The following is a 22,398-nucleotide window of genomic DNA, read 5'->3' on the forward strand; positions in this document are numbered from 1 at the left end:
GGGCGCAATCTCCCTGGCCTTTTTCGTTGCGCCGAGGTTTACGGCGGCTCGGCGTTCAGACGCCGGTGAAGACGCAGAGCTTGTTGCCGGCCGCGTCACGGAAGTAAGCGCCGTAGAAGCCGTTGATCGCCTCCGGCGGCCGGTGGTCCGGCGGGCCCTCGTCGGTCCCGCCCCGGGCGAGCGCCGCCGCATAGGCGGCCTTCACCAGGTCGTGGCTGTCGGCCTTGAAGGCGATCATCGCCCCGTTGCCGCCCCGCGCCGGCTGGCCGTCGAAGGGCTTGCAGAGGCAGATCCCGGGCGCGCCGTCCTTGGCGTAGAAAACCCAGTCGCCGGCCAGCGGACCCCGCCGGTAGCCCAGGACGCCCAGGACGGCGTCGTAGAAGGGCAGGGCGCCTTCGACGTCAAGCGCGCCAAGGGTGATGTAGCCGATGCTCAATGCGCTTCCCCCGTCCGACCCGATAACTTTAGCGGCCGGCCCGGACGGAGAAAGAACAGATAACGTCGCTAGGCCGCGAGCGCTTTTTCGAGATTGGCGGCGACTTTGTCGATGAAGCCCTCGGTGGTGAGCCAACCCTGGGTGTCGCCGACCAGCAGCGCCAGATCCTTGGTCATCGAACCCGATTCCACCGTGTCGACGCAGACCTTTTCGAGCGTCTTGGCGAATCGGTCGAGCTCGGCGTTGCCGTCCAGCTTGGCGCGATGCTCCAGGCCGCGCGTCCAGGCGAAGATCGAGGCGATGGAGTTGGTCGAGGTGCTCTCGCCGCGCTGGTGCTGGCGGAAGTGGCGGGTGACCGTGCCGTGGGCGGCCTCGGCCTCCATGATCTTGCCGTCCGGGGTGATCAGCACCGAGGTCATCAGGCCGAGCGAGCCGAAGCCCTGAGCCACCGAGTCCGATTGCACGTCGCCGTCGTAGTTCTTGCAGGCCCAGAGGAAGTTGCCGCTCCACTTCAGCGCAGAGGCCACCATGTCGTCGATCAGCCGGTGCTCGTAGACCAGGCCCGCGACCTTGAACTTCTCGGCGTACTCGGCCTCGTAGACCTCCGCGAAGATGTCCTTGAAGCGGCCGTCGTAGGCCTTGAGGATGGTGTTCTTGGTCGACAGATAGACCGGGAAGTCCCGCGACAGGCCGTAGTTCAGGCAGGCGTGGGCGAAGTCGCGGATCGAGGCGTCGAGGTTGTACATCCCCATGGCCACGCCGCCGGCCGGGAAGTCGAACACGTCGAAGTCCATCCGGTCGCCGTTCTCGCCCTCCCAGCTCATCTTCAGCTTGCCCTTGCCGGGCACCACGAAGTCGGTGGCGCGGTACTGGTCGCCGAAGGCATGGCGGCCGATGATGATCGGCTGGGTCCAGCCGGGGATCAGGCGCGGCACGTTCTTGCAGATGATCGGCTCGCGGAAGACGACGCCGTCGAGGATGTTGCGGATGGTGCCGTTCGGCGACTTCCACATCTTCTTGAGGTTGAATTCCTTCACCCGGGCTTCGTCGGGGGTGATGGTCGCGCACTTGATGCCGACGCCCAGCCGCTTGATCGCCTCGGCGGCCTCGACGGTCACCTTGTCGTCGGTGGCGTCGCGGTTCTCCATCCCCAGGTCGTAGTACTCGATCTCAAGGTCGAGGAAGGGGAAGACCAGCTTGTCTTTGATCATCTGCCAGATGATCCGGGTCATCTCGTCCCCGTCGAGGTCGGCGACCGGGTTGGCGACTTTGATCTTTGCCATGGGTGGGCAGGCGCTCCGCGCGAACTAGGGTTGGGGCCGTATAGCCCCCGGCGGCGCGGACGCAAAGGCCGGACGGCGGCCTTCTTGACGCGGTCTAGCCGACGCTGCGCGCGGCCGTCCGCCCGAGGTCGGCGAAGAGGGCGGCGCGCTCGGCGTCGGTGGCCGTGGAGCCGGTCAGGAAGGCCGCGACGGCATAGCTGCGCCGGTCGGCCAGGGTGAAGATGCCGACGTCGTTGAAGGCGGCGTTCAGGCCCTGGTCCGTGCCCGATGTGCCGGGCTTGTGGGCGAAGGTCGCGGTCTTCGGCAGGCCGGCCTTGATGCGGTCGCCGCCGCGGGGCGTCTGGACCATCAGGGTCAGGAGGCGGCGCGTGGAGGCTGGGCTGACCAGCTCGTCCTGGTCCAGCCGGCGCAGCAGGCCCAGCATGCCCTCCGGCGTCGCGCTGTCCCGCGGATCGGCCATGTAGGCCAGCATGGCCGCGCGGCGCTTGGCCGGCGTCACGGTGGCCTTGGCGGCGTCGAAGGCCGCGTCGCCCTTCCAGGCCGGGCGGAAGGAGGCCATGCCATAGACCTGCGGCTGCACCTCGCGCTCGTAGCGGTCGACGCGGACCTCGGTGATCCCCTTGGACTGCAGCCAGGCGCTCACCACGCCCGGCCCGCCGATGTGCTTCATCAGGAGGTCGGCGGCGGTGTTGTCGCTGTCGCCGACGGCGGCCGCCAGCAGCTCCTGGACGCTGTAGGCCGCGCGGCCGGGCCAGGCGTCGGCGATGGGCGACCAGGACGGCGACAGGTCCTCGGCCCGGATCGTCAGGATCTCGTCCAGGCGAAGGCGGCCGGCGTCGACCTCCGAGAGCACGGCTGCGCCCAGCGGCAGCTTGAAGACGCTCTGCATGGGGAAGGCGCGGTCGCCCAGGCGGACCCAGAACTCGCCGCTCTCCAGGTTCATCAGCGCGAAGCCCAAAGCGCCGGGCGCCGCGCGCTGCGCGATGGCCGCCACCTCGGTATCCAGCCGCTTCATGTCGAGCCGGGGTGTGCGCGAGGCGGTGAGCGCCTCGTTCCTGTGGCACCCCGCCAGCGTCAGGACGCCTGCCCCCCCTAGGGCGGCCACGCCGAAGAGCACCCCGCGCCGCGCAAGGCTTGCGCTCCGCGCGCCAAGCGATTGTAACCCAACCATGGTCGAAGCCTCTCCTCGCGCGCCAGTCATAGTCCTGAACGCGCCACAGCTCGCGGAGAACATTGGGGCCGCGGCGCGGGTGATGGCCAACTTCGGCTTGAGCGACCTGCGCCTGGTCAATCCGCGGGACGGCTGGCCGCAGGAACGGGCCTGGGCGTCCGCCTCCGGCGCCGACTGGCCGCTGAACGCCGCCCGGGTGTTCGACAGCGTCGAGGCGGCGGTGGCCGACCTCAACCTCGTCTACGCCACCACGGCGCGGCCGCGGGAGCTGCAGCTGCCGGTGCTGACGCCGCGGGTGGCCATGCAGGACCTGGCCGGCGGGATCGCTGAGGGGCTGAACGTCGGCCTCCTGTTCGGCGGCGAGCGGGCCGGGCTGGAGACCGCCGACATCGCGCTCTGCCAGGCGGTGGTGACCCTGCCGGTGGACGTGCGCTTCAAGTCGCTGAACTTGGCCCAGGCGGTGGCGATCAACTGCTACGAATGGCGCATGACCGTGGCCGGCGAGGCGCCGCCGGCGTTCCGCGAGGGCCCGCCGCCCGCCGACGGCGCGGCCATGCTGGGTCTCTACGAGCACTTCGAGCACGAGCTGGACGAGGCCGGCTTCTTCCATCCGCCGGAGAAGCGGCCCTCGATGGTGCAGAACCTGCGCTCGGCGCTGGGCCGCGCCCAGTTCACCGACCAGGAGGTGCGCACCTTCCGCGGCGTGGTGACGGCCCTATCCAAGGGGCGCGGGCGCGTGCTGGCCAAGCTCGCCAGCCAGCGGGCCGCCAAAGCCGCCAAGAAGGACGATCCCGCATGAGCTTCGCCGAGATGCTGGAGAGCCTGCCGATCCCGATCCTGCAGGCGCCCATGGCCGGCGCGTCCTTCGACGCCATGACCGTGGCGGTGAGCCAGGCTGGCGGCATGGGCAATCTGGCGGCCGCCGGTGTCGCGCCGGAGGAGATGCCGGCCGTGGTCGACGACCTGCGCGCCCGCACCGACGCGCCGTTCGGGGTGAACCTGCTGATGGCGCCGCCGTTGAAGCCGGAGCCGGCGGAGTTGGACGCCGCCCTGGCGCGGCTTGCGCCCTGGTACGCCGAACTTGGCCTGCCGACGCCGGACCACCCGAACCGTTTCTCCTATGACTTCGACGCCCAGCTGGAGGCCCTGACCCGCGCCGCGCCGCCGGTGGCCTCGTTCACCTTCTCGATCCTGAGCCCGGCGCAGGTGGACGCCCTGCACGCGGCCGGCAGCTATGTGGTGGGCACGGCCAACACCGTGGCGGAGGCGCGCGCCTGGGCCGAGGTCGGCGCGGACGGCATCTGCGCCCAGGGCGTCGAAGCCGGCGGCCACCACGCCTACTTCCTGGAGGATATCGAGGCCTCCTCGATCGGGACCTTCGCCCTGGTCGCCACGGTGCGGCAGGCCGTCGACCTGCCGGTGATCGCTGCGGGCGGGATCATGGACGGGCGCGGCGTGGCGGCGGCGCTCGCGCTGGGGGCCGACGCCGTGCAGATGGGCAGCGCCTTCCTGCTGGCCGACGAGGCGATCAACGGGCCCACCTGGCAGAAGGCGCTCAGCGCGGCGCCCGACGACGCCACGCGGCTGACCCGGGCCTTTTCCGGCCGCTATGCGCGCGGACTGGAGAACCGCTTCGTGCGCGAGATGCACGACGAGCAGGAGAAGGTCCCGGCCTATCCGATCCAGAACCGCCTGACCCAGGCCATGCGCGCCGCCGCCAACCAGGCCGGCGACCCGGAGATGATGTCGCTGTGGGCCGGCCAGGCCATCAAGCTCGCCGGACCCGGCGCGGCGGGCGAGCTGGTCAAGCGTTGGTGGGCGGAGGCGCAAGAGGTCGCCCAGGCCCTGGCCCGGCGGACCGCCAAAACTTGACTCCGAAGGGCCGGATAGGCATACCCGCGCCTTCCTCGCCGCCGGGCAACCGCGCGGTCGTGGATGTATGACGGGTTGACGCGAAGGCCGCCGTTGAAATCGCGCCTCTTTCGAGAGGCGCCGGCTCGGGTCGAATGAGAGTGAACGATGTCCAAGCGCCATAGCGCCAAGTACAAACTCGACCGCCGGATGGGCGAAAACATCTGGGGTCGCCCGAAATCCCCGATCAACAAGCGCGCCTACGGCCCCGGCCAGCATGGCCAGCGCCGCAAGCAGAAGGTCTCCGACTTCGGCCTGCAGCTGCGCGCCAAGCAGAAGCTGAAGGGCTACTACGGCAACCTGACCGAGAAGCAGTTCAGCAAGATCTACGAAGAGGCCGCCCGCCGGAAGGGCAACACCTCCGAGAACCTGATCTCGCTGCTGGAAAGCCGCCTGGACGCGGTGGTCTACCGCGCCAAGTTCGTGCCGACCCCGTTCGCCGCGCGCCAGTTCGTCAACCACGGCCACGTGCTGGTCAACGGCAAGCGGGTCAACATCCCGTCCTACCGCGTGAAGCCGGGCGACGTGGTCTCGGTGCGCGAGCGTTCGCGCAACATGGCCCTGGTGCTGGAAGCCCTGCAGTCGCCGGAACGCGACACGCCGGACTACATCGAGGTCGACGGCAAGGGCATGAGCGCCAAGTACGTGCGCATGCCAGAGCTGGCCGAGGTGCCCTATCCGGTGAAGATGGAGCCCAACCTCGTCATCGAATTCTACGCGTCGTAAAGGGCGTCGAGTTCCAAGATCCGCGGAGGCCCGGGAGCGATCCCGGGCCTTTTGCTTTGGGCGCGCCTGTGGCGGAGTGGCGCCATGGACCGCAGAGGCTTTGTGCTCGCCTTCCTGGCGCTGGGCGGCTGCGCGACAGTGGGCGCGCCCGTGGCGCCGCCCGGGCCGCTGGCTGAGCTGGAGCCGTTGCTGGCGGTGCGCACCGGGCCGGACGGTGTCACGATCCGTGTGGCCTCCGCCGGCTGCACGGCCAGGCCCGATTTCACCTTCTACGTCGAGCGGCGCGCGGGCGCGGTCAGCCTAGCCTTCGCGCGTAAGCATGTGGACGTATGCAAGGCTGGGGGCGGCCAGGCGGAGATCGTCTTCGGCTGGACCGAGCTGGGCGTGGCCCCGAGGACGCCGGTCGTGCTGCTGAACCCGATGGCGCCGCCGCGCGCCTGAGGGTCTTGGCAAGGGCGCGCGGTTGCGGTCAGGTCAGTCCCGAACCGTCGGGGAATCCATGAAACTCGTCCTAACCGCCGCCATCGCGGCCCTCAGTCTGTCCACGGGTCCGTCCATGACCGCCAACGCCGAAGTCCTGACGCCCGAGCGGGTGTTCGCCAGCCCCGACCTGTCGGGGCCGCAGGCCCGCGGGGTGGCGCTGGCGCCCGACGGCTCGGCGGTGACCTACCTCAAGGCCAAGGTCGACGACGTGGACGTCACCGACCTCTGGATCGCCGACGTAAAGGGCGGCGCGCCGCACATGCTGATCGACGGCCGCGCGCTGGCGCCCGACAACAAGACCCTCTCCGAGGCGGAGAAGAGCCGGCGCGAGCGCATGGGCCTGCGCACCCGCGGCGTGGTCGAATACCACTGGGACGACCAGGGCAGGTACATCCTGGCGCCGGTGCAGGGCGACCTGTGGCTTTATGACGTGGCCGCCGGCCAGACCCGACGGCTGACCGACACGCCCGGTGACGAGATCGACGGCAAGATCTCGCCCAAGGGCGGCTTCGTCTCCTACGTCCGCGACGACAACCTTTACCTCATGCCGCTGGCTCAAGGTCAGGTTGGGGGCGGGCCCGAGCGGGCGCTGACCACCGGCGGGACCGAACTGAAGAGCTGGGGCACGGCGGAGTTCATCGCCCAGGAGGAGCTGCACCGCGAGACCGGCTACTGGTGGTCGCCGGACGACACGAAGATCGCGCTGGCCCACGTCGACCAGGCCGGTGTGGATGTCATCGACCGCGTCGACATCGGCGCCGAGGGCGGGACCATCGTCCACCAGCGCTATCCGCGCGTGGGCCGGCCGAACGCCATCGTCGAACTCTATGTGGCCGACGTGGCCAGCGGCGCCCGCGTCAAGGTCGATCTGGGCGCCAGCAGCGACATCTACCTCGCCCGAGTGAACTGGGCGAAGGACGGCAAGACTGTCTACGTCCAGCGCCTGACCCGTGACCAGAAGCGGCTCGACGTCCTGGCGGTCGATCCGGCGACGGGCGTGAGCCACGTGATCCTCACCGAGACCAGCCCGCACTGGGTGGCGCTCAGCGAGGACATGAAGCCCCTGAAGGACGGGACCTTCCTTTGGTCGTCGGAGCGGGACGGCAACAAGCACCTCTACCTCTACGCCGGCGACGGCAAGCTGATCCGCCAGCTGACCCACGGCGACTGGCCGGTGGCCGACCTGGAGGGGATCGACGAGGCGCGGCACGTGGCGATCTTCAGCGCCAGCAAGGATACGCCGATCGAACGGCGGCTCTATGAGGTCTCCTGGCTGAATCCCGCCGAGCCCAAGCCGCTGACGCCCGCCGGCGGCTGGTGGACGGCGGACGTGGCCAAGGCCGGCGGCGCCTTCGCCGGCAGCTATTCCGACCCCAAGACCCCGCCGCGCACCGGGCTCTTCAAGGCCGACGGGACCCTGGTGCGCTGGATCGAGGCGAACCCGCTCGACGCCAGCCATCCGTTCTGGCCCTACCGCGACCACCTGTCGGTTCCGGAGTTCGGAACGATCAAGGCCAGCGATGGCCAGACCCTGCATTGGGAGATGCGCAAGCCCGCAGGCTTCGATCCGGCGAAGAAATACCCGGTGATCGTCCAGGTCTACGGCGGCCCGGCCGGCGCCCTGGTGCAGAACCATTGGGCCGCGCCCGCCGACCAGGTGCTGCTGGACGCAGGCTACATCCTGTTCTCCATCGACAACCGCGGCACGCCCAACCGTTCGGTGGCCTTCAAGACCGCCCTCGACCGCAAGACCGGCGGGCCGGACGTGGAGGACCAGCTGGCCGGCGCGGCTTTCCTGAAGTCGCTGCCCTTCGTGGACGGGGCGCACCTAGGCGTCACCGGCTATTCCAATGGCGGCTACATGACGCTGATGCTGCTGACGGTCCCCAATTCACCGTTCGCCGCAGGGGTTGCCGGCGCGCCGGTAACCGACTGGACGCTCTACGACACCGCCTACACCGAGCGCTACATGGGGACGCCCGCGGACAACCCGGTGGGCTACCGCGACAGCCAGGTGATCGCCCGGCTGGGCAACCTGAAGCCCGGCGCCCTGCTCCTGATCCACGGCATGGCCGACGACAACGTCATCTTCGAGAACTCGACCCGGGTGCTCTACGGCCTGCAGCAGAAGGGCATCCCCTTCGAGATGATGACCTATCCGGGCCTGCGCCATCGCACGGGCTGGACCTCCAAGCCGATGATCCACCGCACCCATGCCACGCTGGATTTCTTCGACAGGAAGCTGAAGCCGAAATCCTGAGCCCCGGGTTCTTGGTCTCCATCAGGCCCGAAGGTCCTTCGAGGAGCCGAGGCACACATGCGAGGTGATGCTGCTGACCTGGCTGACCGTCCCGAGGACGTCGGAATGGAAATGCTTGTAGGCCGCGAGATCGGACACCTCGACCCGGAGCAGGTATTCGACCGACCCGGTGATGTTGTGGCACTCCAGCACCTCGGGGGCCTCCGCCATGGCGCGCTCAAAGGCCAGCGCATCGCGTTGCAGTTGGCCGGAAAGGCCCACCATCACGAAGACCGTCAGCCCGGCGCCGAGTTGCGCCCGGTCCAGCACCGCCCTGTAGCCCTTGATGACGCCCGCCGCCTCCAGCGCCTGGACCCGCCGCAGGCAAGCTGACGGCGACAAGCCCACACGCTCGGCGAGCTGCAAATTGGTCACCCGCCCATCCCGCTGCAGGTGGCGCAATATCTTATCGTCAATGGCGTCCATACTGGGGGGATATTGTGTAGATCGTGACGTGTCTCGTCAATTCACAACAAATCGCCGCTGTGCTCCGAATATCATTGTGCCACGGAATCAAGGAGCGCACGATGGGTTTGGCGAGACTGGCGGCCTACGACGTCACGGCTGAGCGCGGCTTCCTCTGCCCCTACGATGCGACGGCCGTCGCGTTGGATGGGGATCTCGGTCAGGTGCGTGATCTGGCTCTGCGGCTGCCGGAGCTCCTGCCGGCCGGGGCGGTCCGTAAGGTCCTCGACACCTTGACCGTGGTGCCGCCCGAGCGGATCGCCGAACTCGATGACGTCCAGGCCCGCATGGCCATGGTCCACTACTCCTTCCTGGTGCAGGCCTACGTCTGGGGCGCGGAGCCGCCGGTGTCGGCCCTGCCGCCCGCCCTGGCGATCCCGATCGCCGCGCTGGCCGAGCGGCTCGGGCTGCAGCCGCTGCTGCAATACAGCGGCTACGTGCTGGACAACTGGGGCCTGCTCGACCCGGCGAAGGGCGTCTCGCTCGACAACATCTACATGGTCCAGAAGTTCGCGGCGGGCACGGACGAGGCCTGGTTCGTGATGGTCCACGTGGCGATCGAAGCCCGCGCCGGCGCGGCGCTCGCGCTCTTCGGTCCCTTGATCGACGCGGCGGCCAACGGCGCCGCGGACCTGGCGGAAGGGCTGCTGACGCAGATTGTGGCGATCTGGGCCGAGATCAACGCGCTCTTCGATCGCATGCCCGAGCAGTGCGATCCGTACATCTACTTTCGCCGGGTTCGTCCCTACATCCACGGCTGGAAGGACAATCCAGCCCTCGGCGCCGGCATCGTCTACCGCGGGGTCAAGCGGTTTGGCGGCCTGCCGCAGGCCTTCCGTGGGCAGACGGGATCACAGTCCTCAATCGTTCCGTCAATGGACGCCTTGCTGGGCGTCGGACACGCGGCGGATCCGCTCCGGGCGTTCCTCGACGAATTGCATATCTACCGTTCCCCCGGGCACCGGCGATTCATCGACGATGTCCGAAGGGAGAGCGGTGTGCGTGGCTTCGTGCAGCGGGCGGGCCACGGGCCCCTCACGCAGGCTTATAACGCCGCGGTGCAGGCCGTCGCCGACTTCCGCACGCGCCACCTCGAGTACGCCGCCAGCTATATCCATATGCAGGGGCGCAAATCGGCGGGGAACGACACCGAGATCGGTACGGGCGGCACCCCGTTCATGAAGTACCTGAAGAAGCATCGCGACGAGACGAAGGCCAACCTCCTCGGCGTCACCTAGCTGAACAGCTCCACCATCCACGCCGGCACGCGCCGGGGCCGGCCCGTGGCCTGTTCGATGAGGACCCAGGTGGTCTTCACCTGGGCGCACATGGCGCCGTCCTCGGCGTCGATGCGGATGAAGCGGTCGAAGCGCGGCCCCTCGGCGGTGGCGGCGACCCAGGTGCGGCCGAGGGCCGTCTCGTGGGGCAGGAGGGCGCGCCGGTAGTCGACCTCGTGGCGCAGCGCGACCCAGGCCCAGGCGGCTTGCGCGTCGGCGGGCGCACGGCTGCGCCAATGGGCGGTGCCCAGGTCCTGCGCCCAGCGCAGGTAGACCACGTTGTTGACGTGGCCGTTCTCGTCGATGTCGGCGGGCGTCGGCTGGAAGGTCAGCCGGAAGACCTGGCGACCTTCCGGCGGCTCCAGAAGTCCGCCGGACGGCATCAGGCCTCCAGAAGGCCCTTCTCGGCCAGCAGGGTCTTCAGCTCGCCCGACTGGAACATCTCGCGCACGATGTCGGCGCCGCCGACGAACTCGCCCTGCACGTAGAGCTGCGGGATGGTCGGCCAGTCGGAGAAGGCCTTGATGCCCTGACGCAGGTCGTCGTTCTGCAGGACATTGACGCCCACGAAGTCGGCGCCCAGGTGGTCGAGGATCTGCACGCAGACCGCCGAGAACCCGCACTGCGGCTGTTCCGGCACGCCCTTCATGAAGAGCGTCACCGGATGTTCCTCAATGGTCCTGGCGATGAAGTCGTGGACGGGGTTGGCGGTGGCGGTGTCGGTCATGGTCGCCCTCTCGGCGTGAATTCTTAAGCCCAAGAGCTAGGGACGCCGCCCTCTTCGGTCAAGGAGGCTCCGGGTCAAGCGGGGGCTGAGGTCTCAAGCGCCAGGGCGTGCAGCTCGCCGCCCATCTTGCCCTTGAGTGCGGCGTAGACCAGCTGGTGCTGGCGCACGCGGGGCAGGCCGGCGAAGGCCGCCGAGACGATGCGGGCGCGGTAGTGGTCGCCGTCGCCCGCCAAGTCCTCGACGGCGATCTCGGCGTCGGGGAAGCCGTCTTTAAGGATCTGTTCGAGGTCGGCTTGGGCGATGGGCATGGGCGAGGGCTTAGCCCCGCCGAGCCACGGGCTCAACCGAAGATCCAGAGCAGCTTGACCCCGAAGGCGCCCAGGAAGGCGCCCGACAGCCGGTCCAGCAGGCGCTGCGCCCGGGCATAGGCCGCCACCGCCCGGCGGGTGGAGAACAGCCAGGACATGGCGCTCTGCCAGCCCTGGCAGGTGAAGACGCAGATCGCCACCGCGGCGAGCTTCACCCAGACCGGCGTGTGCGGGCCGACATAGGCCGAGAAGATGCTGGCGAAGTAGAGCACCGACTTGGGGTTGGCCATGTTGACCACGAACCCCTGCCAGAAGGCCGCGGGCCAGGAGAGGGCGGGCGGCGACCCCGCCTCCGCGCCCTCGGGCGCGATCGGCGGGGCGCGCCAGAGCGTCCAGGCGAACCACAGGAGGTAGAGGCCGCCCGCGATACGCAGCCCAATCTCCAGCCAGGGCGCGGCGGCCAGCAGGGCGGCCATGCCCAGCGCCGCCAGCGCGCACCAGACGATGCAGCCCAGCGTCGTCCCGAGGCCCGAGGCCTCGGCGATGCCGCGGCCATGGCGCATGCCGAAGCGCATCAGCATGAAGTTGTTCGGCCCCGGCGCGACGCAGACCGCGATGCTGGCCAGCGCCAGCGACAGCAGGGACAGGAGCTGGGCGGCCATGGCGGAAGCCTAGCCACGCCTGGGGATTCGGGTGAAGGCCATGGCCCAGTTCTCCTCCCAGGTCTGGCCGTGGTCGTAGGAGAAGGCCTGGGACCAGTGCGCCCGGTCGGGGCCCTCGACCACCCAGACGAAGGCCACCTTCACGGGCCGCCCATCGTCCAGGTCGTCGCCGTAGAAGCGGCCGACGCCATTCTCGAAGCGGCCGTGCACCGGCTCGCCCATCAGGCCCGAGGCGGCGTTGACCCAGTAGATCGACCAGGTCCTGCGCGCGACGTCGAAGGCGCGGAAGGTGACGCCTTGGAAGGCGCGCTCGGTCATGTGGTTCTCATCGACGTTGCCGACGCCGCCCATCAGGCTGCGGCAGCAGGTCGTGCCGGCGAACTCGTCCCAGTCGTGGCAATCCGCGCCACGGCGCTTCAGCCGCCGGTGGGCGACGGTCCAGTCGCCGTGCAGGAAGTCGAAGTCCCGCCGGCCGTCCTTGATCAGAGCTATCGCGTTCATGGTCCTGTCCCTGGCTGCGGGGACAGGTTTAGGGAGGGCCTGCTGACAACATCATGTCAGCAGGATGTTCCGGGATCGTTCTTTCCGCCGCGCTGGGGTTCAGTCGATGATCGCCGAGTAGATGATGCTCTTCAGCTGGCCGCGGAAGTTGAAGGTGCCGGAGGGCATGAGCTGGGTCATGAACACCACCGACAGGTCCTCCTTCGGGTCGACCCAGAAGATGGTCGAGGCCGCACCGCCCCAGTAGTAGTCGCCGACGCCGAGCGAGCCGGTCTCGACCTGGCCCATGGTCGAGGCGAAGCCCAGGCCGAAGCCCACGCCCTCGTTGGCGGTCTCGGAGAAGCCGCCGATGGCCAGTTGCGTCAGGTCCTTGCCGCCGGCCAGGTGGTTCATGTGCATGATCTCGATGGTCCGGGGCCCCAGAATCCGCGCGCCGTCCAATTCGCCGCCACGCCGCAGCATCTCGCAGAAGCGCAGGTAGTCGGCCGACGTGCCGGTGAGGCCGCCGCCGCCGGACTTGAAGCCGGGGTCCTGCAGGAAGCCGCTGGTCGCCGGGTCGTCGATCAGCTTCAGCTGCTTGTCGGCCCCGCGCTGATAGTTGGCGGCGAAGCGGTCGGCCTTGTCCGGCGCCACGAAGAAGCTGGTGTCCTTCATGCCCAGGGGGGCGAAGATCACCTCGTCCAGGTACTGGGCGAAGGGCTTGCCGGAGATCACCTCCACCAGGGCGCCGCAGACGTCGGTGGCCAGCGAGTACATCCAGGCCGTGCCCGGCTGGTAGCGCAACGGCACCTGGGAGAGCTTGTCGAGGAACACTTGCATGGAATCGGCGCCGCCCACGGAGCGGACCTTCAGTTCACGGTAGATCTTGTCGATCGGGTGCTGCAGGCCGATTCCCGGCAGGCCGCCGCCATAGGTGAAGCCCGCCTGGTGGGAGAGCACGTCTCGGAAGCTGATGGGACGGTGCAGCGCCTCGGTCTTCATGTCCGCGCCCTCGCCGGAGACCCAGACGCGGTGGTTCTTCCACGACGGCACATAGCGGCTGACCGGGTCGTTGAGCTGGAAATAGCCCTGCTCGTAGAGGGTCATCAGCGCGACCGAGGTGATCGGCTTGGTCATGGAATAGATGCGGTAGATGGTGTCGTCGGCGGTGGGCTTGTTCCGCTCCTTGTCCATCAGGCCGAAGGACTTCGAATAGGCCAGATGGCCGTGACGGGCGACGCTGACCTGACAGCCGGCGATCTTACCGTTGGAAAGGTAGCTGCGCTCCAGGTGCGCGCCGATGCGCTCCAGGCGTCCGGCGTCCAGGCCCGTCCACTGCGATTGGGCGTCCATGAAATATCCTCCCGGGAAATGGCGTCTCTTGCTTTAATTGGCCGCCATCATGGGCGCCGATAAGGCGGCCCGCCAAGCGCTAAGGAGAGCCCATGACCGACCTGGACGCCATCGCCGCGGAGCTGGGGGAACGGCTGAAGGCGCGGGGCGAGACCGTGGCGGTGGCCGAGAGCTCCTCCGGCGGGCTGATCTCGGCGGCCCTGCTCGGCGTGCCCGGCGCGTCGAAATATTACCTGGGCGGGGCGGTGGTCTACACGGGCAAGGCCCGGATGGTGCTGATGGACCTGCCGCGCGAGGCGGTGGCCGGGATGCGCTCGGCGAGCGAGCCCTATGCGCTGCTGCTGGCCCGCACCGCGCGGGAGCGGTTCGGGGCGACCTGGGGGCTCTCGGAGACCGGCGCCGCGGGGCCGACCGGCAACGGCTACGGCGACGCGGCGGGCCACACCTGCATCGCCATCTCCGGGCCGGTGGAGATGGCGGTGACCCTCGAGACCGGCGAAAGCGACCGGGCGGCCAACATGACCGCCTTCACGGCCGCGGCGCTCGATCTGCTCAAGCGGGCGGTGGAATAGAAACCTCCCCCGCCGCGGCGCGGCAGGGGAGGCTGGGGGCGGCCGGGCGTTCTCTTCGCCGGGGGATCAGCGAAGGCCGCCGCCGGCCACCAGGTGTTCGCCGGTGAGCCACTTGGCGTCGTTGGAGGCGAGGAACACGACGACGTCGGCGATGTCGTCGGGTTGGCCCACGCGGCCCAGCGGGGTCTGGCCGACCAGGGCGGCCTGGAAGTCCGAGCCGATGAAGCCGGCGGTGTGGGTTCCCTCGGTCTCGACCATGCCGGGGTTCACCGAATTGACCCGGATCTTGCGCCGGCCGAGTTCGGCGGCCAGGACCCCGGTGATGGCGTCCACCGCGCCCTTGGTGGCGGTGTAGACGGCGGACTCCGACGGGAAGAGGCTGGTGACGCCCGAGCCGATGTTGATGACGCTGCCGCCTTCGCCCAGGTGCTTGGACGCCGCCTGGGTGGTGAGCAGCACGCCCAGGACGTTGATGTCGAACATCTGGTGGAACTGCTCCACGGTGATGTCCGCCAAGGCGGAGAAGGCATAGACGCCGGAATTGTTGACCAGGATGTCGAGGCGGCCGAAGGCGGCGATGGCCGCGTCGATGATCCCTTGCGCCTCTGCAGGCTTGGAGACGTCGCCGTGGGCGGCGACCGCCTTGCCGCCGGCCGCGGTGATGGCGGCCACGACGGCGTCGGCGCCGGTCTGGCTGGAGGCGTAGTTGACCACGACGGACGCGCCCTCGGCGGCGAGCGCCTTGGCGATGGCGGCGCCGATACCCTTGGAGGCGCCGGTGACGACGGCGACCTTGCCGGTGAGCTTGGACATGTTGGAGTTCCTCTGAGAAGCCTTCGGAGCGATCCGGCAGCGCGGTCTCGCGCCATCCCCGTTCTATAGTTCGGATAAATGGAACTATTGAACTTGGCTTCAAGCCCCCCTACTTGAATTTTCATGAGGCCGCTGGCTCACCCCGCGCTCGAGGACATCCAACTGGAGGGCATCCTGCATGCCCTGTCCGATCCCGTGCGCGTGGCGATCTTCACCAACATCGCCGGAGCCGACTGCGCCCAGACCTGCTCGGCCTTCGCCGAGGTGAACGACAAGCCGATCCCCAAGTCGTCCCTGTCGCACCACTTCAAGGTGCTGCGCGAGGCCGGCCTGATCCGCTCGGAGCGGCAGGGCGTCGAGATGCGCAACACCTCGCGGTGCTTGGAGATCGAAGGCCGCTTCCCCGGGCTCATCCCGGCGATCCTCAACGCCCACGCGGTCCAGGCGGCGCGCGCCGCCTAAGGCCGTTGCTCACCCATCGATTGCGACGACGGCGCTGGGCGCCGGACCACGCGCCGCGGGTGGCGGGAAAGCGACACGCCGAGTGACTGGAGTGGGTGGAAGTCGGACAACGGCTCCGGCAATGTGCGACGACAAACAAAACCCCACCCGCTTACGTCACCATGGTCGCGCCTAGAGGTTCCCCGATGCGTTTGCTTGCCTTCACCGTCGCCGCCAGCCTCTGCATCGCAGGCAGTGGGGTCGCCGCGATCCTAATGAGCGTGACGGAGGAGATGAAGGAGCTGGTGGACCCCGCGAGCAATACGGTCTTTGCGCTGGCCGGCGAAGTGGATCCCGTCAATGGCCCCGGCGCGAAGGTCTCCCAGGAACGATGGGAGCGGGTTCTCTTGGCCACGCAGGTGCTGAAAAATGCTGCAAGCAATCTCAATGGCCCGCAAAAGCAGTCCGGGGCGATCTGGATAAAGTCCGCCGCCGACTTCGCCAGGTTGGCGGACGAAGCCGAGAAGGCTGCCGGCAAGGAAGACGCCGCAGCCTTCGCCAAGGCCGCCAGCGATCTCGGCGACACCTGCACGTCCTGCCACAACAGGCACAAGAGACAGAAATAGGATGAGCCCAGGCGCCTGCCGCCACGTCCGCTAAGGATCGAAAGCAGACCCTTGGCTTGCCAACGATCCTTCTAACGCACGCGCTCGCCCCGCCAGTTTCACGCTCCACAGCATCGGGTCGGCCAGGGCCCGATCGGCGACGAGCGACATGCCGGCGGCCAAGGCGGCGAGCGCCGCCGAGCGGAACCGGAAGGGCATGGCGGCTCCGGGCGAGAGGTTCAGGCCGGTGAGCCGAGGGCTAACGCGTCGCAGCCGCGACCGCGGCCTTCGCGCCGGTGTGGCGGGCGACCCAGAACGTGATCTTGTCCAGCGCGACGGGCGCGACGGTCTCCTCGATCTGTGCGTACTCGTCGAGCCCGCCGGTCTTCGCCGTCTGGAACAGGTGGTTCAGACCCGGAATCTCGTCGATCTCAACGTCGCGGTTGGCGGCGAGCGCGGCGCGGATCGCCGGCAGGTTCTGGGCCGACGACACCTGCACATCCTTGTCGCCGTTCAGCGCCAGCACCGGGCAGTGGACCTTGCGTAGGGCGGGCTGGGGGTCGTAGGCGAAGAATTCGCGGAACCAATCGGTGTTGTAGGTGTCGACAGCGGTCTTGATCAACGATGGCGCGATGTTGGGACCGAAGAGGGCCGCGACCTTCGCGCTCACCTCTGCGGAGTCTTTGGTCGTCTGGATGATTCGGATCATCGCCATCCTCTGTGTCGCGGCTTTGGCGACCGCTTCCGGCGTCGCGCCCATCGCCTGGAAAATGCGGCGAGCCTGCTCGACGTAGACGTCGGTTCCGTTCACGCCGGGACCGGCCATCATCACGATGAAGCTCACGGCGGGGTCGCGCGCTGCGACGATCGGCACGATCAGCCCGCCTTCGCTGTGGCCGATCAGGCCGATGTGGCGCTTGTCGATGTCGGGCCGGGCGGCGAGGTAGCGTACCGCCGCCTCGGCGTCGTCGGCGAAGTCCTGGGTCGTGGCCTTGGAATAGTCGCCGGTGGATTCGCCCACGCCGCGCTTGTCGTATCGCAACACCGCGATCCCGTTGCGCGTCAGGTGATCGGCGAGCACCAGGAAGATCTGGTGCCCCAGGACCGGCTCGTTGCGCGTGTTCGGCCCGGAGCCTGAGATCAGCACCGCGACTGGGAACGGCCCCTTGCCCTGCGGCAGCGTGAGCGTGCCGGCCAGCCTGACATGGGCCGCGGCATTGTCGAATACCACCGCCTCCTCCCGATATGGATAGGGCTTGGTCGGCGTCTGGGGTCGGTTGAGAACGGTCGGCGTCGCGGCGGATACGCTCCGCGCCAAGATCAGCGGGCTCTCCGTCCCGGCCTGGCGCCAGGCGCCGGCGATCCGGCCATTCGCGTCGAGCACGCCCGCGAACCGCACGCCCACGTAGCGCATCTCGAAGGTCACCTTGTCGCCGTCGCGGGTGATCGAACTCACGGGCTGGGCCACGCTGCCTTGCTCGGCGACGTCCAGCTTGGCGGTTGTGCCGGCCGCCTCGGTCGTCACGACGTGCAAGGCCAAGTGCATCTTGATCCCCGACGTCATCTCCACCGCGCCGGCCCAGTCGCCATCGAGCCCGGCGACTCGCGGCGCCGGCGGCGGCAGCCCGCGGCTGAAGCGAAGCGGCAACCCAGCCTCGGCGCCCTGTGACTTCCAGAGCCCCGCCCACTGCTGGGCGGCGGGGTCCCAGGTCGCCTCGTAGGTGGCCTGCGCCGCCGGGATGGCCATCGCGATGTGGTCGCCCGACACGGCGAGATTCCCCAGCCTGAGGTTCATGAACCCGAGGGTCACGTCGTCCAGCGCGCCCGAATAGCCGCCGCCGTCCTTCTTGAGGTGCAGCGCCATGGTGACGTCGCCGTAGGGCGCGGTCGCCAACACGCCCACCCAGTCGCCCGCCGCCTCTTCCGCGCGCGCGCTCGCGGCCAGACCCAACACCAGCGCCGCGGCCAGTCCGCCGACCATCATGCGCATCCCAAGCCCTCCATGATCGATTGCTGCCCGCGCCCCGGATGTCTAGCCGGCCTCCTCAACCGGAGCTTGGTCTACACATGTAATACCCACATCTCAACTACATATGTAATTTTCGCGGCGGGACACAAGCATCGAGCAGCCTTCGCGCCTGATGAAGTCAGCGGTAGCCCGCGCCCCGCCATCGTCCGCAACGGGTCGCGAACCGACGTCGGTGTCCTGAGGGAGCGCAGACCCGACAGCATTGTGGATGCGCCGCCTAGCCGGCCTCCGGCGTTTGAACGGTCTGGAAAGCCTGTCGCGGCTAGGCTGGCCGGATGATGGTCCGGGCGACATCGCTGTTGGCCGCCGCCGGCGCGGCGTCGGGGCTCGCGGCCTTGTGGCTGGCGACGGGGGCGTCCGCCGGGACGATTGAGGTGGTCTCCGCCGACGCGGACTATGCGCGCTTCCATCCGAAGCCCGCCGCTGCCGCCCCGGCGACCGGCGGCGACTTCTCGGCGACCCTGGACCGGGTGTTCGGGCCCGGCCGCTGGCGCCAGACCAGCGGCTATCGCACCGTCGCCCAGGAGAACGCCCTGCGCCGCCAGGGCGCGGGCACCGTGCCGGCCGGCCATCTGTCGCGCCACTCGATCGGCGATCCGGATGCGCCGGGCGCCTATGACGTGGTGGTCGCCGGCATGTCGCCGCAGAGCGCCGCGGCCAAGCTGCGCCGCGACGGCGCGGCCTTCCTGAGGGTGGCGGCCGAAGCCGCCCATGGCCGCGAGGGGCCGCACCTGCATATCGAGCTGGCGAGCGTCCCGGACCGCGGCGCGGCGGCGGCCGAGAACTAGCTGACCGGCGCCCTAGAGCGTCGGGTCTTCGCTGACCTGCACCAGCATCTTGCCGAAGTTGCCGCCGCTCAGCATCTCGGCGAAGGCGGCGGGGAGGGTCTCCAGGCCCTGGCGGATGTCCTCGCGGTACTTCACTTGGCCGCTCGCGACCCAGGGGCCCATCTGGGCGAGGAATTCGTCGTGGTGGTCCGTCACATAGTCGCCGACGAAGAGCCCACGGACGCTCACCTGGCGGGCGGTGAAGATGGCCTCGCCGCGGGCCATCAGGGCGGCGCGGGCGGCGTCGCCGTCCGGATCGCCGTAGGTGGCGATCAGGCCGCAGATGGTCATCCGCGCTCCGGGATTGAACAGCGGCAGGACCGCGTCGAAGACCGCGCCGCCGACGTTCTCGAAGTAGACGTCGACACCGGCGGGGCAGGCCGCCCTGAGGTCGTCGGCGAAGGTCGGGCTGAGGTGCGAGACGCAGGCGTCGAAGCCGAGCTCCTCGGTCACGAAGCGGCACTTCTCCGGCTTGCCGGCGATGCCGACGACGCGGCAGCCCTTCAGCCGGGCGAGCTGGCCGGCGATCTGTCCGACCCCGCCGGAGGCCGCCGAGACCACAGCGGTGTCGCCGGGCTTCGGCTCGCACTGCAGGACCATCCCGGCGTAGGCGGTCAGGCCCAGCATCCCCAGGACGCCGACCGCCTGGGAGATGCGGCCCTGGGCCGGGTCGAGCCTGCGCGGGATCATGTAGCCGGGCCGGGGCACGCCTTCGCCCATCAGGCCCATCTCGGCCCAGCCGTTGGTGTTGAAGACCAGGTCGCCGGGCGCGAGGCCCTCCATGCGGCTTTCGACCACCTGGGCGACCGTGCGGGCATGGCAGGGCGCGCCCGGCGGCTCCACGCCGCGCTTCTTGTAGCCCCACTGGTAGGGGTCGAGGCTGACGTAGATCGTCCGCGTCAGCGCCTGGCCCTCGGCGGGCTCCGGGACCGGCGCCTCGCGCAGCTCGAAGGTGTCGGGCTCGGGCCAGGCCGGCAGCGGGGCGGCGGAGCGGGTCCAGTAGCGGTAGGTCGGCATGGGCCCGAGTCTTACGTGGTGGCCGCCCCGACGCCTAGGGCGCGCCTAGGCCGCCGCCATGCGAACCTTCGCCGGCAGGAACCGCGGGTTGCGCAGCAGGGCGGCGCTGGCCAACGCGATGAGCAGGCCGACCGGGAAGATCTCCAGGAAGGTCTCCGGCAGGCGGTAGAGCGGGTTGGCGTACTCGCGGCGCATGGCGTCCGCGTCGGCGACGGCCTTGGCGTAGGCCGCGCCGGTGACGCCGGCGGCGCGCTTGGCCGCCAGCATGGACGCGGCGTACTGGTCCATGAAGCTGTAGTGGGTGGCGGCCAGATAGGCCTCCCAGATGACCACATAGGCCAGGGAGGCGACGACGGCGATGCCCAGGCCCACCGCCAGCGCGGGCCAGAACCGGATCACCCCGCCCAGCGCCTGGTCCCTGTGCTGCTTGACGCCCACCAGGATCGAGGAGAGCGCCACCAGCATGACGAGGTAGCCCAGCCAGAGGCTGTGGCCGGCGAAGCTCATGACGATCAGCATGCCGCCGATGGTGACGAGGCCTGAGATCAGGCCGTAGGTGAGGACGATGCGGGTCATGGTGTTGGCTCCCTTGAGGTTGGAGGGGAGCCTGCCGGTGCGGCGTGTCGGGCGGTATCGCCCGAAAGGGTGAGATCGTGCGTCTGACCCGTTCGGCGGGGCGCGGTCACGGGATCAGCTGCAGGTCGCGGGCCTTGCCGACGGCCTGGGTGCGTCGGGCGACCTCCAGCTTGGCGAACAGGTTGGCCAGGTGGGTCTTCACGGTGTTGGGCGACAGGCCGAGGGAGCGGGCGATCTCCTTGTTGGACTGGCCGGCGGCCAGGCGTTCCAGCACCTTCATCTCCTGGCCGGTGAGGCCGAGCGAAGCCTGGGCGGCGGTGTTGCAGGCGAAGGCGCCGGACATCGGCCGCGCGCTCAGCCGCCAGCCCAGCCACACCCCGCCGGCCGCGAAGGCCGTGCCGATCAGGCCGACGTAGATCTCGAAGGAGAACCGCCGCGCCAGGTACTGGAACTCCAGCCACTGCAGCGCGAAGGCGCCGAGGGCCAGGACGAGGGCCCAGATCAGGATGGTGCGGGTCATCGCCTGCGATGGTGCGTGATCCTGGGCGGCGGTCAACCGTGGCGGTGGGCGGCCGATGCAGCCGAAAGCTCAGGTCCCGGGCTGCTTGGTGGTCCGCAGATAGGGCTTGTGGGTCACGAAGCCGGGGAACAGCGCATTGGCCTGGTCGTCGCTGACCGCGCCGGTGATGATCACATCCTGGCCCTGTTTCCAGTCGGCCGGCGTCGCGACCTTGTGCGCGGCGGCGAGCTGCATGGAATCGATCACCCGCAGGATCTCATCGAAGTTGCGGCCGGTGGTCATCGGATAGACCAGGATCAGCTTGATCTGCTTGTCGGGCCCGATGACGAAGACGTTGCGCACGGTGGCGTTGTTGGCCGGGGTGCGGCCCTCCGACGTGCCCTCGGTGTCGGCCGGCAGCATGCCGTAGAGCTTGGAGACCGATAGGTCGGTGTCGGCGATCATGGGGAAGTTGGGGGCGGTCCCTTGCGTCTCGGCGATGTCCGCCGCCCAGCAGGCGTGGTTGTCGGCCGGGTCCACCGACAGGCCCAGCACCTTGACGCCGCGCTTGTCGAACTCCGGCTTCAGCTTGGCGACGGCGCCCAGCTCGGTGGTGCAGACCGGCGTGAAGTCCTTGGGGTGGGAGAAGAACACCACCCAGTGGCCGTCGGCCCAGTCGTGGAAGTGCAGCGGGCCCTCGGTGGAGTCCTGGGTGAAATCCGGGGCGATGTCGTTCAGCTTGAGGGTCATGGTCGAGGCTCCGCGTCGGCGAGGCGCGACCTTCCGCGCGCCCGGATTGGAGGGCAATGCAGAAAAAATGGACGAGGCGACAGCGCGGTCTGTCGGACCGCCCGCAGCTTAGGCGGTCGCGGCGCGTTGCCGACGCGCAGACCGCAGCGTCCCGCCGACCAGGCCAAGGCCCATGATCGCCATCGCCCAGGTCGCGGGTTCCGGCACCGCCACCGACAGGGTCGCGTTGTTGAAAAACGAGCCCTGGTCCTGGCGGGAGCCGCCAATGGCGCCGAAGGCTGTCGGGCCGAAATAGTAGTAGGCGGTTTGCGGGTTGGAGCCGGCGAGGAAGTTGATCTCCACCGTATCATGTCCGGCGAAGAAGTCGGTGGACAGGGTGACCGAGGTGCAGGTCACGAAGGCGTCGCCGCAGATCAGGCCGACCTGGGCGGGGGTGAAGGTCTGGTCCGAGCTGATGAAATCGTCGGTGTTGAGCTTGAAGCTCAGGTTCGGCGGAACGAAGTTCCCTTCCTGGAAATTCGCCGAAAAATCATAGTAGACGGTCGCCGCAGCCGGGCTCGCCATAACGAGCGCCGCAATCGCGGTCATGCCGATAGACACGCAAAACGTTCTGATATTCATCGCCCCACCCCACCAACAGGCGCCTCCACCGGCGCCTCTCGCGACCCTTATCGCAAGTCCCCGAGAA

28 protein-coding genes are annotated in these 22,398 nt (G+C 69.0%); 10 read left to right on the forward strand and 18 right to left on the reverse strand.

The genetic code is table 11. The annotated features are described in order from the left end of the window. Positions 1-55: 55 nt before the first annotated feature. The 3 genes from E8A49_RS10970 to bla form a co-directional block, all read right to left on the reverse strand. Entirely contained in the window at positions 56-436 is a 381-nt protein-coding gene (locus E8A49_RS10970) for a VOC family protein (protein WP_293380515.1), read from the reverse strand. 68 nt (positions 437-504) lie between these two features. Further along, a complete protein-coding gene (locus E8A49_RS10975; RefSeq protein ID WP_293380518.1) occupies positions 505-1,719 on the reverse strand; it encodes an NADP-dependent isocitrate dehydrogenase in 1,215 nt (404 codons plus the stop codon). Positions 1,720-1,813: 94 nt separating this feature from the next. Further along, complete coding sequence (bla, locus tag E8A49_RS10980; RefSeq protein WP_293380521.1) at positions 1,814-2,824, reverse strand: class A beta-lactamase; 1,011 nt, start codon at positions 2,822-2,824, stop codon at positions 1,814-1,816. Between the two features lie 64 nt (positions 2,825-2,888). Between bla and E8A49_RS10985 the strand changes: the two genes are divergently transcribed. The 5 genes from E8A49_RS10985 (at position 2,889) to E8A49_RS11005 (ending at position 8,270) form a co-directional block, all read left to right on the forward strand. After that, entirely contained in the window at positions 2,889-3,689 is an 801-nt protein-coding gene (locus E8A49_RS10985) for an RNA methyltransferase (protein ID WP_293380525.1), read from the forward strand. Beyond that, the gene (locus E8A49_RS10990; RefSeq protein WP_293380528.1) at positions 3,686-4,762 is read left to right on the forward strand and encodes a DUF561 domain-containing protein; all 1,077 of its coding nucleotides are present in this window, start codon (positions 3,686-3,688) and stop codon (positions 4,760-4,762) included. Before E8A49_RS10985 ends, E8A49_RS10990 begins: the two co-directional genes overlap by 4 nt. Positions 4,763-4,909: 147 nt before the next feature. Continuing rightward, positions 4,910-5,527 (forward strand): 30S ribosomal protein S4, encoded by a 618-nt coding sequence (rpsD, locus tag E8A49_RS10995; protein ID WP_293380531.1) that lies wholly within the window; start codon positions 4,910-4,912, stop codon positions 5,525-5,527. An 84-nt stretch (positions 5,528-5,611) separates the two neighbouring features. Beyond that, positions 5,612-5,968 carry a hypothetical protein gene (locus E8A49_RS11000; RefSeq protein ID WP_293380534.1) on the forward strand — a complete coding sequence of 119 codons (357 nt, stop codon included), beginning with the start codon at positions 5,612-5,614 and terminating at the stop codon, positions 5,966-5,968. Positions 5,969-6,026: 58 nt separating this feature from the next. Then, positions 6,027-8,270 carry a S9 family peptidase gene (locus tag E8A49_RS11005; RefSeq protein WP_293380537.1) on the forward strand — a complete coding sequence of 748 codons (2,244 nt, stop codon included), beginning with the start codon at positions 6,027-6,029 and terminating at the stop codon, positions 8,268-8,270. Positions 8,271-8,291: 21 nt separating this feature from the next. On the opposite strand, the gene E8A49_RS11010 is transcribed toward E8A49_RS11005, so the two are convergent. Next, positions 8,292-8,735: an Lrp/AsnC family transcriptional regulator gene (locus tag E8A49_RS11010; protein WP_293380540.1), complete on the reverse strand. Its 444-nt coding sequence runs from the start codon at positions 8,733-8,735 to the stop codon at positions 8,292-8,294. 101 nt (positions 8,736-8,836) lie between these two features. Here E8A49_RS11010 and E8A49_RS11015 point away from each other — a divergent pair, with 101 nt between their 5' ends. Continuing rightward, positions 8,837-10,012, forward strand: a complete 1,176-nt coding sequence (locus E8A49_RS11015; protein WP_293380543.1) for a hypothetical protein — start codon at positions 8,837-8,839, stop codon at positions 10,010-10,012. Here E8A49_RS11015 and E8A49_RS11020 read toward each other — a convergent pair. From E8A49_RS11020 to E8A49_RS11045, 6 genes are all read right to left on the reverse strand, one after another. Then, positions 10,009-10,434 carry a thioesterase family protein gene (locus tag E8A49_RS11020; protein ID WP_293380546.1) on the reverse strand — a complete coding sequence of 142 codons (426 nt, stop codon included), beginning with the start codon at positions 10,432-10,434 and terminating at the stop codon, positions 10,009-10,011. The genes E8A49_RS11015 and E8A49_RS11020 overlap by 4 nt on opposite strands. Continuing rightward, on the reverse strand, positions 10,434-10,778 hold the full coding sequence (grxD, locus tag E8A49_RS11025) for a Grx4 family monothiol glutaredoxin (RefSeq protein ID WP_293380549.1): 345 nt from the start codon (positions 10,776-10,778) through the stop codon (positions 10,434-10,436). Before grxD ends, E8A49_RS11020 begins: the two co-directional genes overlap by 1 nt. Before the next feature lie 74 nt (positions 10,779-10,852). After that, positions 10,853-11,086 carry a BolA family protein gene (locus tag E8A49_RS11030; RefSeq protein ID WP_293381031.1) on the reverse strand — a complete coding sequence of 78 codons (234 nt, stop codon included), beginning with the start codon at positions 11,084-11,086 and terminating at the stop codon, positions 10,853-10,855. Between the two features lie 32 nt (positions 11,087-11,118). Next, a complete protein-coding gene (locus E8A49_RS11035; protein WP_293380552.1) occupies positions 11,119-11,748 on the reverse strand; it encodes a LysE family translocator in 630 nt (209 codons plus the stop codon). A gap of 9 nt (positions 11,749-11,757) precedes the next feature. Further along, positions 11,758-12,249 carry a DUF1579 domain-containing protein gene (locus E8A49_RS11040; protein ID WP_293380555.1) on the reverse strand — a complete coding sequence of 164 codons (492 nt, stop codon included), beginning with the start codon at positions 12,247-12,249 and terminating at the stop codon, positions 11,758-11,760. A 99-nt stretch (positions 12,250-12,348) separates the two neighbouring features. After that, entirely contained in the window at positions 12,349-13,581 is a 1,233-nt protein-coding gene (locus tag E8A49_RS11045; protein WP_293380558.1) for a serine hydrolase, read from the reverse strand. A gap of 92 nt (positions 13,582-13,673) precedes the next feature. Here E8A49_RS11045 and E8A49_RS11050 point away from each other — a divergent pair, with 92 nt between their 5' ends. Beyond that, positions 13,674-14,153: a CinA family protein gene (locus tag E8A49_RS11050; protein WP_293380561.1), complete on the forward strand. Its 480-nt coding sequence runs from the start codon at positions 13,674-13,676 to the stop codon at positions 14,151-14,153. A 66-nt stretch (positions 14,154-14,219) separates the two neighbouring features. On the opposite strand, the gene E8A49_RS11055 is transcribed toward E8A49_RS11050, so the two are convergent. Next, a complete protein-coding gene (locus E8A49_RS11055; protein WP_293380564.1) occupies positions 14,220-14,966 on the reverse strand; it encodes a glucose 1-dehydrogenase in 747 nt (248 codons plus the stop codon). 123 nt (positions 14,967-15,089) lie between these two features. Between E8A49_RS11055 and E8A49_RS11060 the strand changes: the two genes are divergently transcribed. Both E8A49_RS11060 and E8A49_RS11065 read left to right on the forward strand, forming a co-directional pair. Next, positions 15,090-15,428: a helix-turn-helix domain-containing protein gene (locus tag E8A49_RS11060; RefSeq protein ID WP_293380567.1), complete on the forward strand. Its 339-nt coding sequence runs from the start codon at positions 15,090-15,092 to the stop codon at positions 15,426-15,428. A 185-nt stretch (positions 15,429-15,613) separates the two neighbouring features. Further along, complete coding sequence (locus tag E8A49_RS11065) at positions 15,614-16,033, forward strand: hypothetical protein (RefSeq protein ID WP_293380570.1); 420 nt, start codon at positions 15,614-15,616, stop codon at positions 16,031-16,033. Positions 16,034-16,063: 30 nt separating this feature from the next. On the opposite strand, the gene E8A49_RS11070 is transcribed toward E8A49_RS11065, so the two are convergent. Both E8A49_RS11070 and E8A49_RS11075 read right to left on the reverse strand, forming a co-directional pair. Further along, positions 16,064-16,231 carry a hypothetical protein gene (locus E8A49_RS11070; RefSeq protein ID WP_293380573.1) on the reverse strand — a complete coding sequence of 56 codons (168 nt, stop codon included), beginning with the start codon at positions 16,229-16,231 and terminating at the stop codon, positions 16,064-16,066. A 40-nt stretch (positions 16,232-16,271) separates the two neighbouring features. Continuing rightward, positions 16,272-18,002 carry an alpha/beta fold hydrolase gene (locus E8A49_RS11075; protein ID WP_293380576.1) on the reverse strand — a complete coding sequence of 577 codons (1,731 nt, stop codon included), beginning with the start codon at positions 18,000-18,002 and terminating at the stop codon, positions 16,272-16,274. Between the two features lie 314 nt (positions 18,003-18,316). Here E8A49_RS11075 and E8A49_RS11080 point away from each other — a divergent pair, with 314 nt between their 5' ends. Next, entirely contained in the window at positions 18,317-18,829 is a 513-nt protein-coding gene (locus tag E8A49_RS11080) for a hypothetical protein (RefSeq protein WP_293380579.1), read from the forward strand. Between the two features lie 12 nt (positions 18,830-18,841). Here the strand turns inward: E8A49_RS11080 and E8A49_RS11085 are convergent, their stop codons facing one another. From E8A49_RS11085 to E8A49_RS11105, 5 genes are all read right to left on the reverse strand, one after another. Further along, positions 18,842-19,885, reverse strand: coding sequence for an NADP-dependent oxidoreductase (locus E8A49_RS11085; protein ID WP_293380582.1), 1,044 nt, complete (start codon positions 19,883-19,885; stop codon positions 18,842-18,844). Between the two features lie 45 nt (positions 19,886-19,930). Beyond that, positions 19,931-20,461, reverse strand: coding sequence for a DUF4199 domain-containing protein (locus E8A49_RS11090; RefSeq protein ID WP_293380585.1), 531 nt, complete (start codon positions 20,459-20,461; stop codon positions 19,931-19,933). A 106-nt stretch (positions 20,462-20,567) separates the two neighbouring features. Beyond that, positions 20,568-20,981, reverse strand: coding sequence for a response regulator transcription factor (locus E8A49_RS11095; RefSeq protein WP_293380588.1), 414 nt, complete (start codon positions 20,979-20,981; stop codon positions 20,568-20,570). A gap of 69 nt (positions 20,982-21,050) precedes the next feature. Further along, on the reverse strand, positions 21,051-21,710 hold the full coding sequence (locus tag E8A49_RS11100; RefSeq protein WP_293380591.1) for a peroxiredoxin: 660 nt from the start codon (positions 21,708-21,710) through the stop codon (positions 21,051-21,053). Positions 21,711-21,818: 108 nt separating this feature from the next. Continuing rightward, positions 21,819-22,298, reverse strand: a complete 480-nt coding sequence (locus tag E8A49_RS11105) for a PEPxxWA-CTERM sorting domain-containing protein (RefSeq protein WP_293380593.1) — start codon at positions 22,296-22,298, stop codon at positions 21,819-21,821. Between the last annotated feature and the right edge of the window lie 100 nt (positions 22,299-22,398).

Origin of the sequence: Phenylobacterium sp. (assembly GCF_004799515.1) — a bacterium.
Taxonomy (GTDB): domain Bacteria; phylum Pseudomonadota; class Alphaproteobacteria; order Caulobacterales; family Caulobacteraceae; genus Phenylobacterium.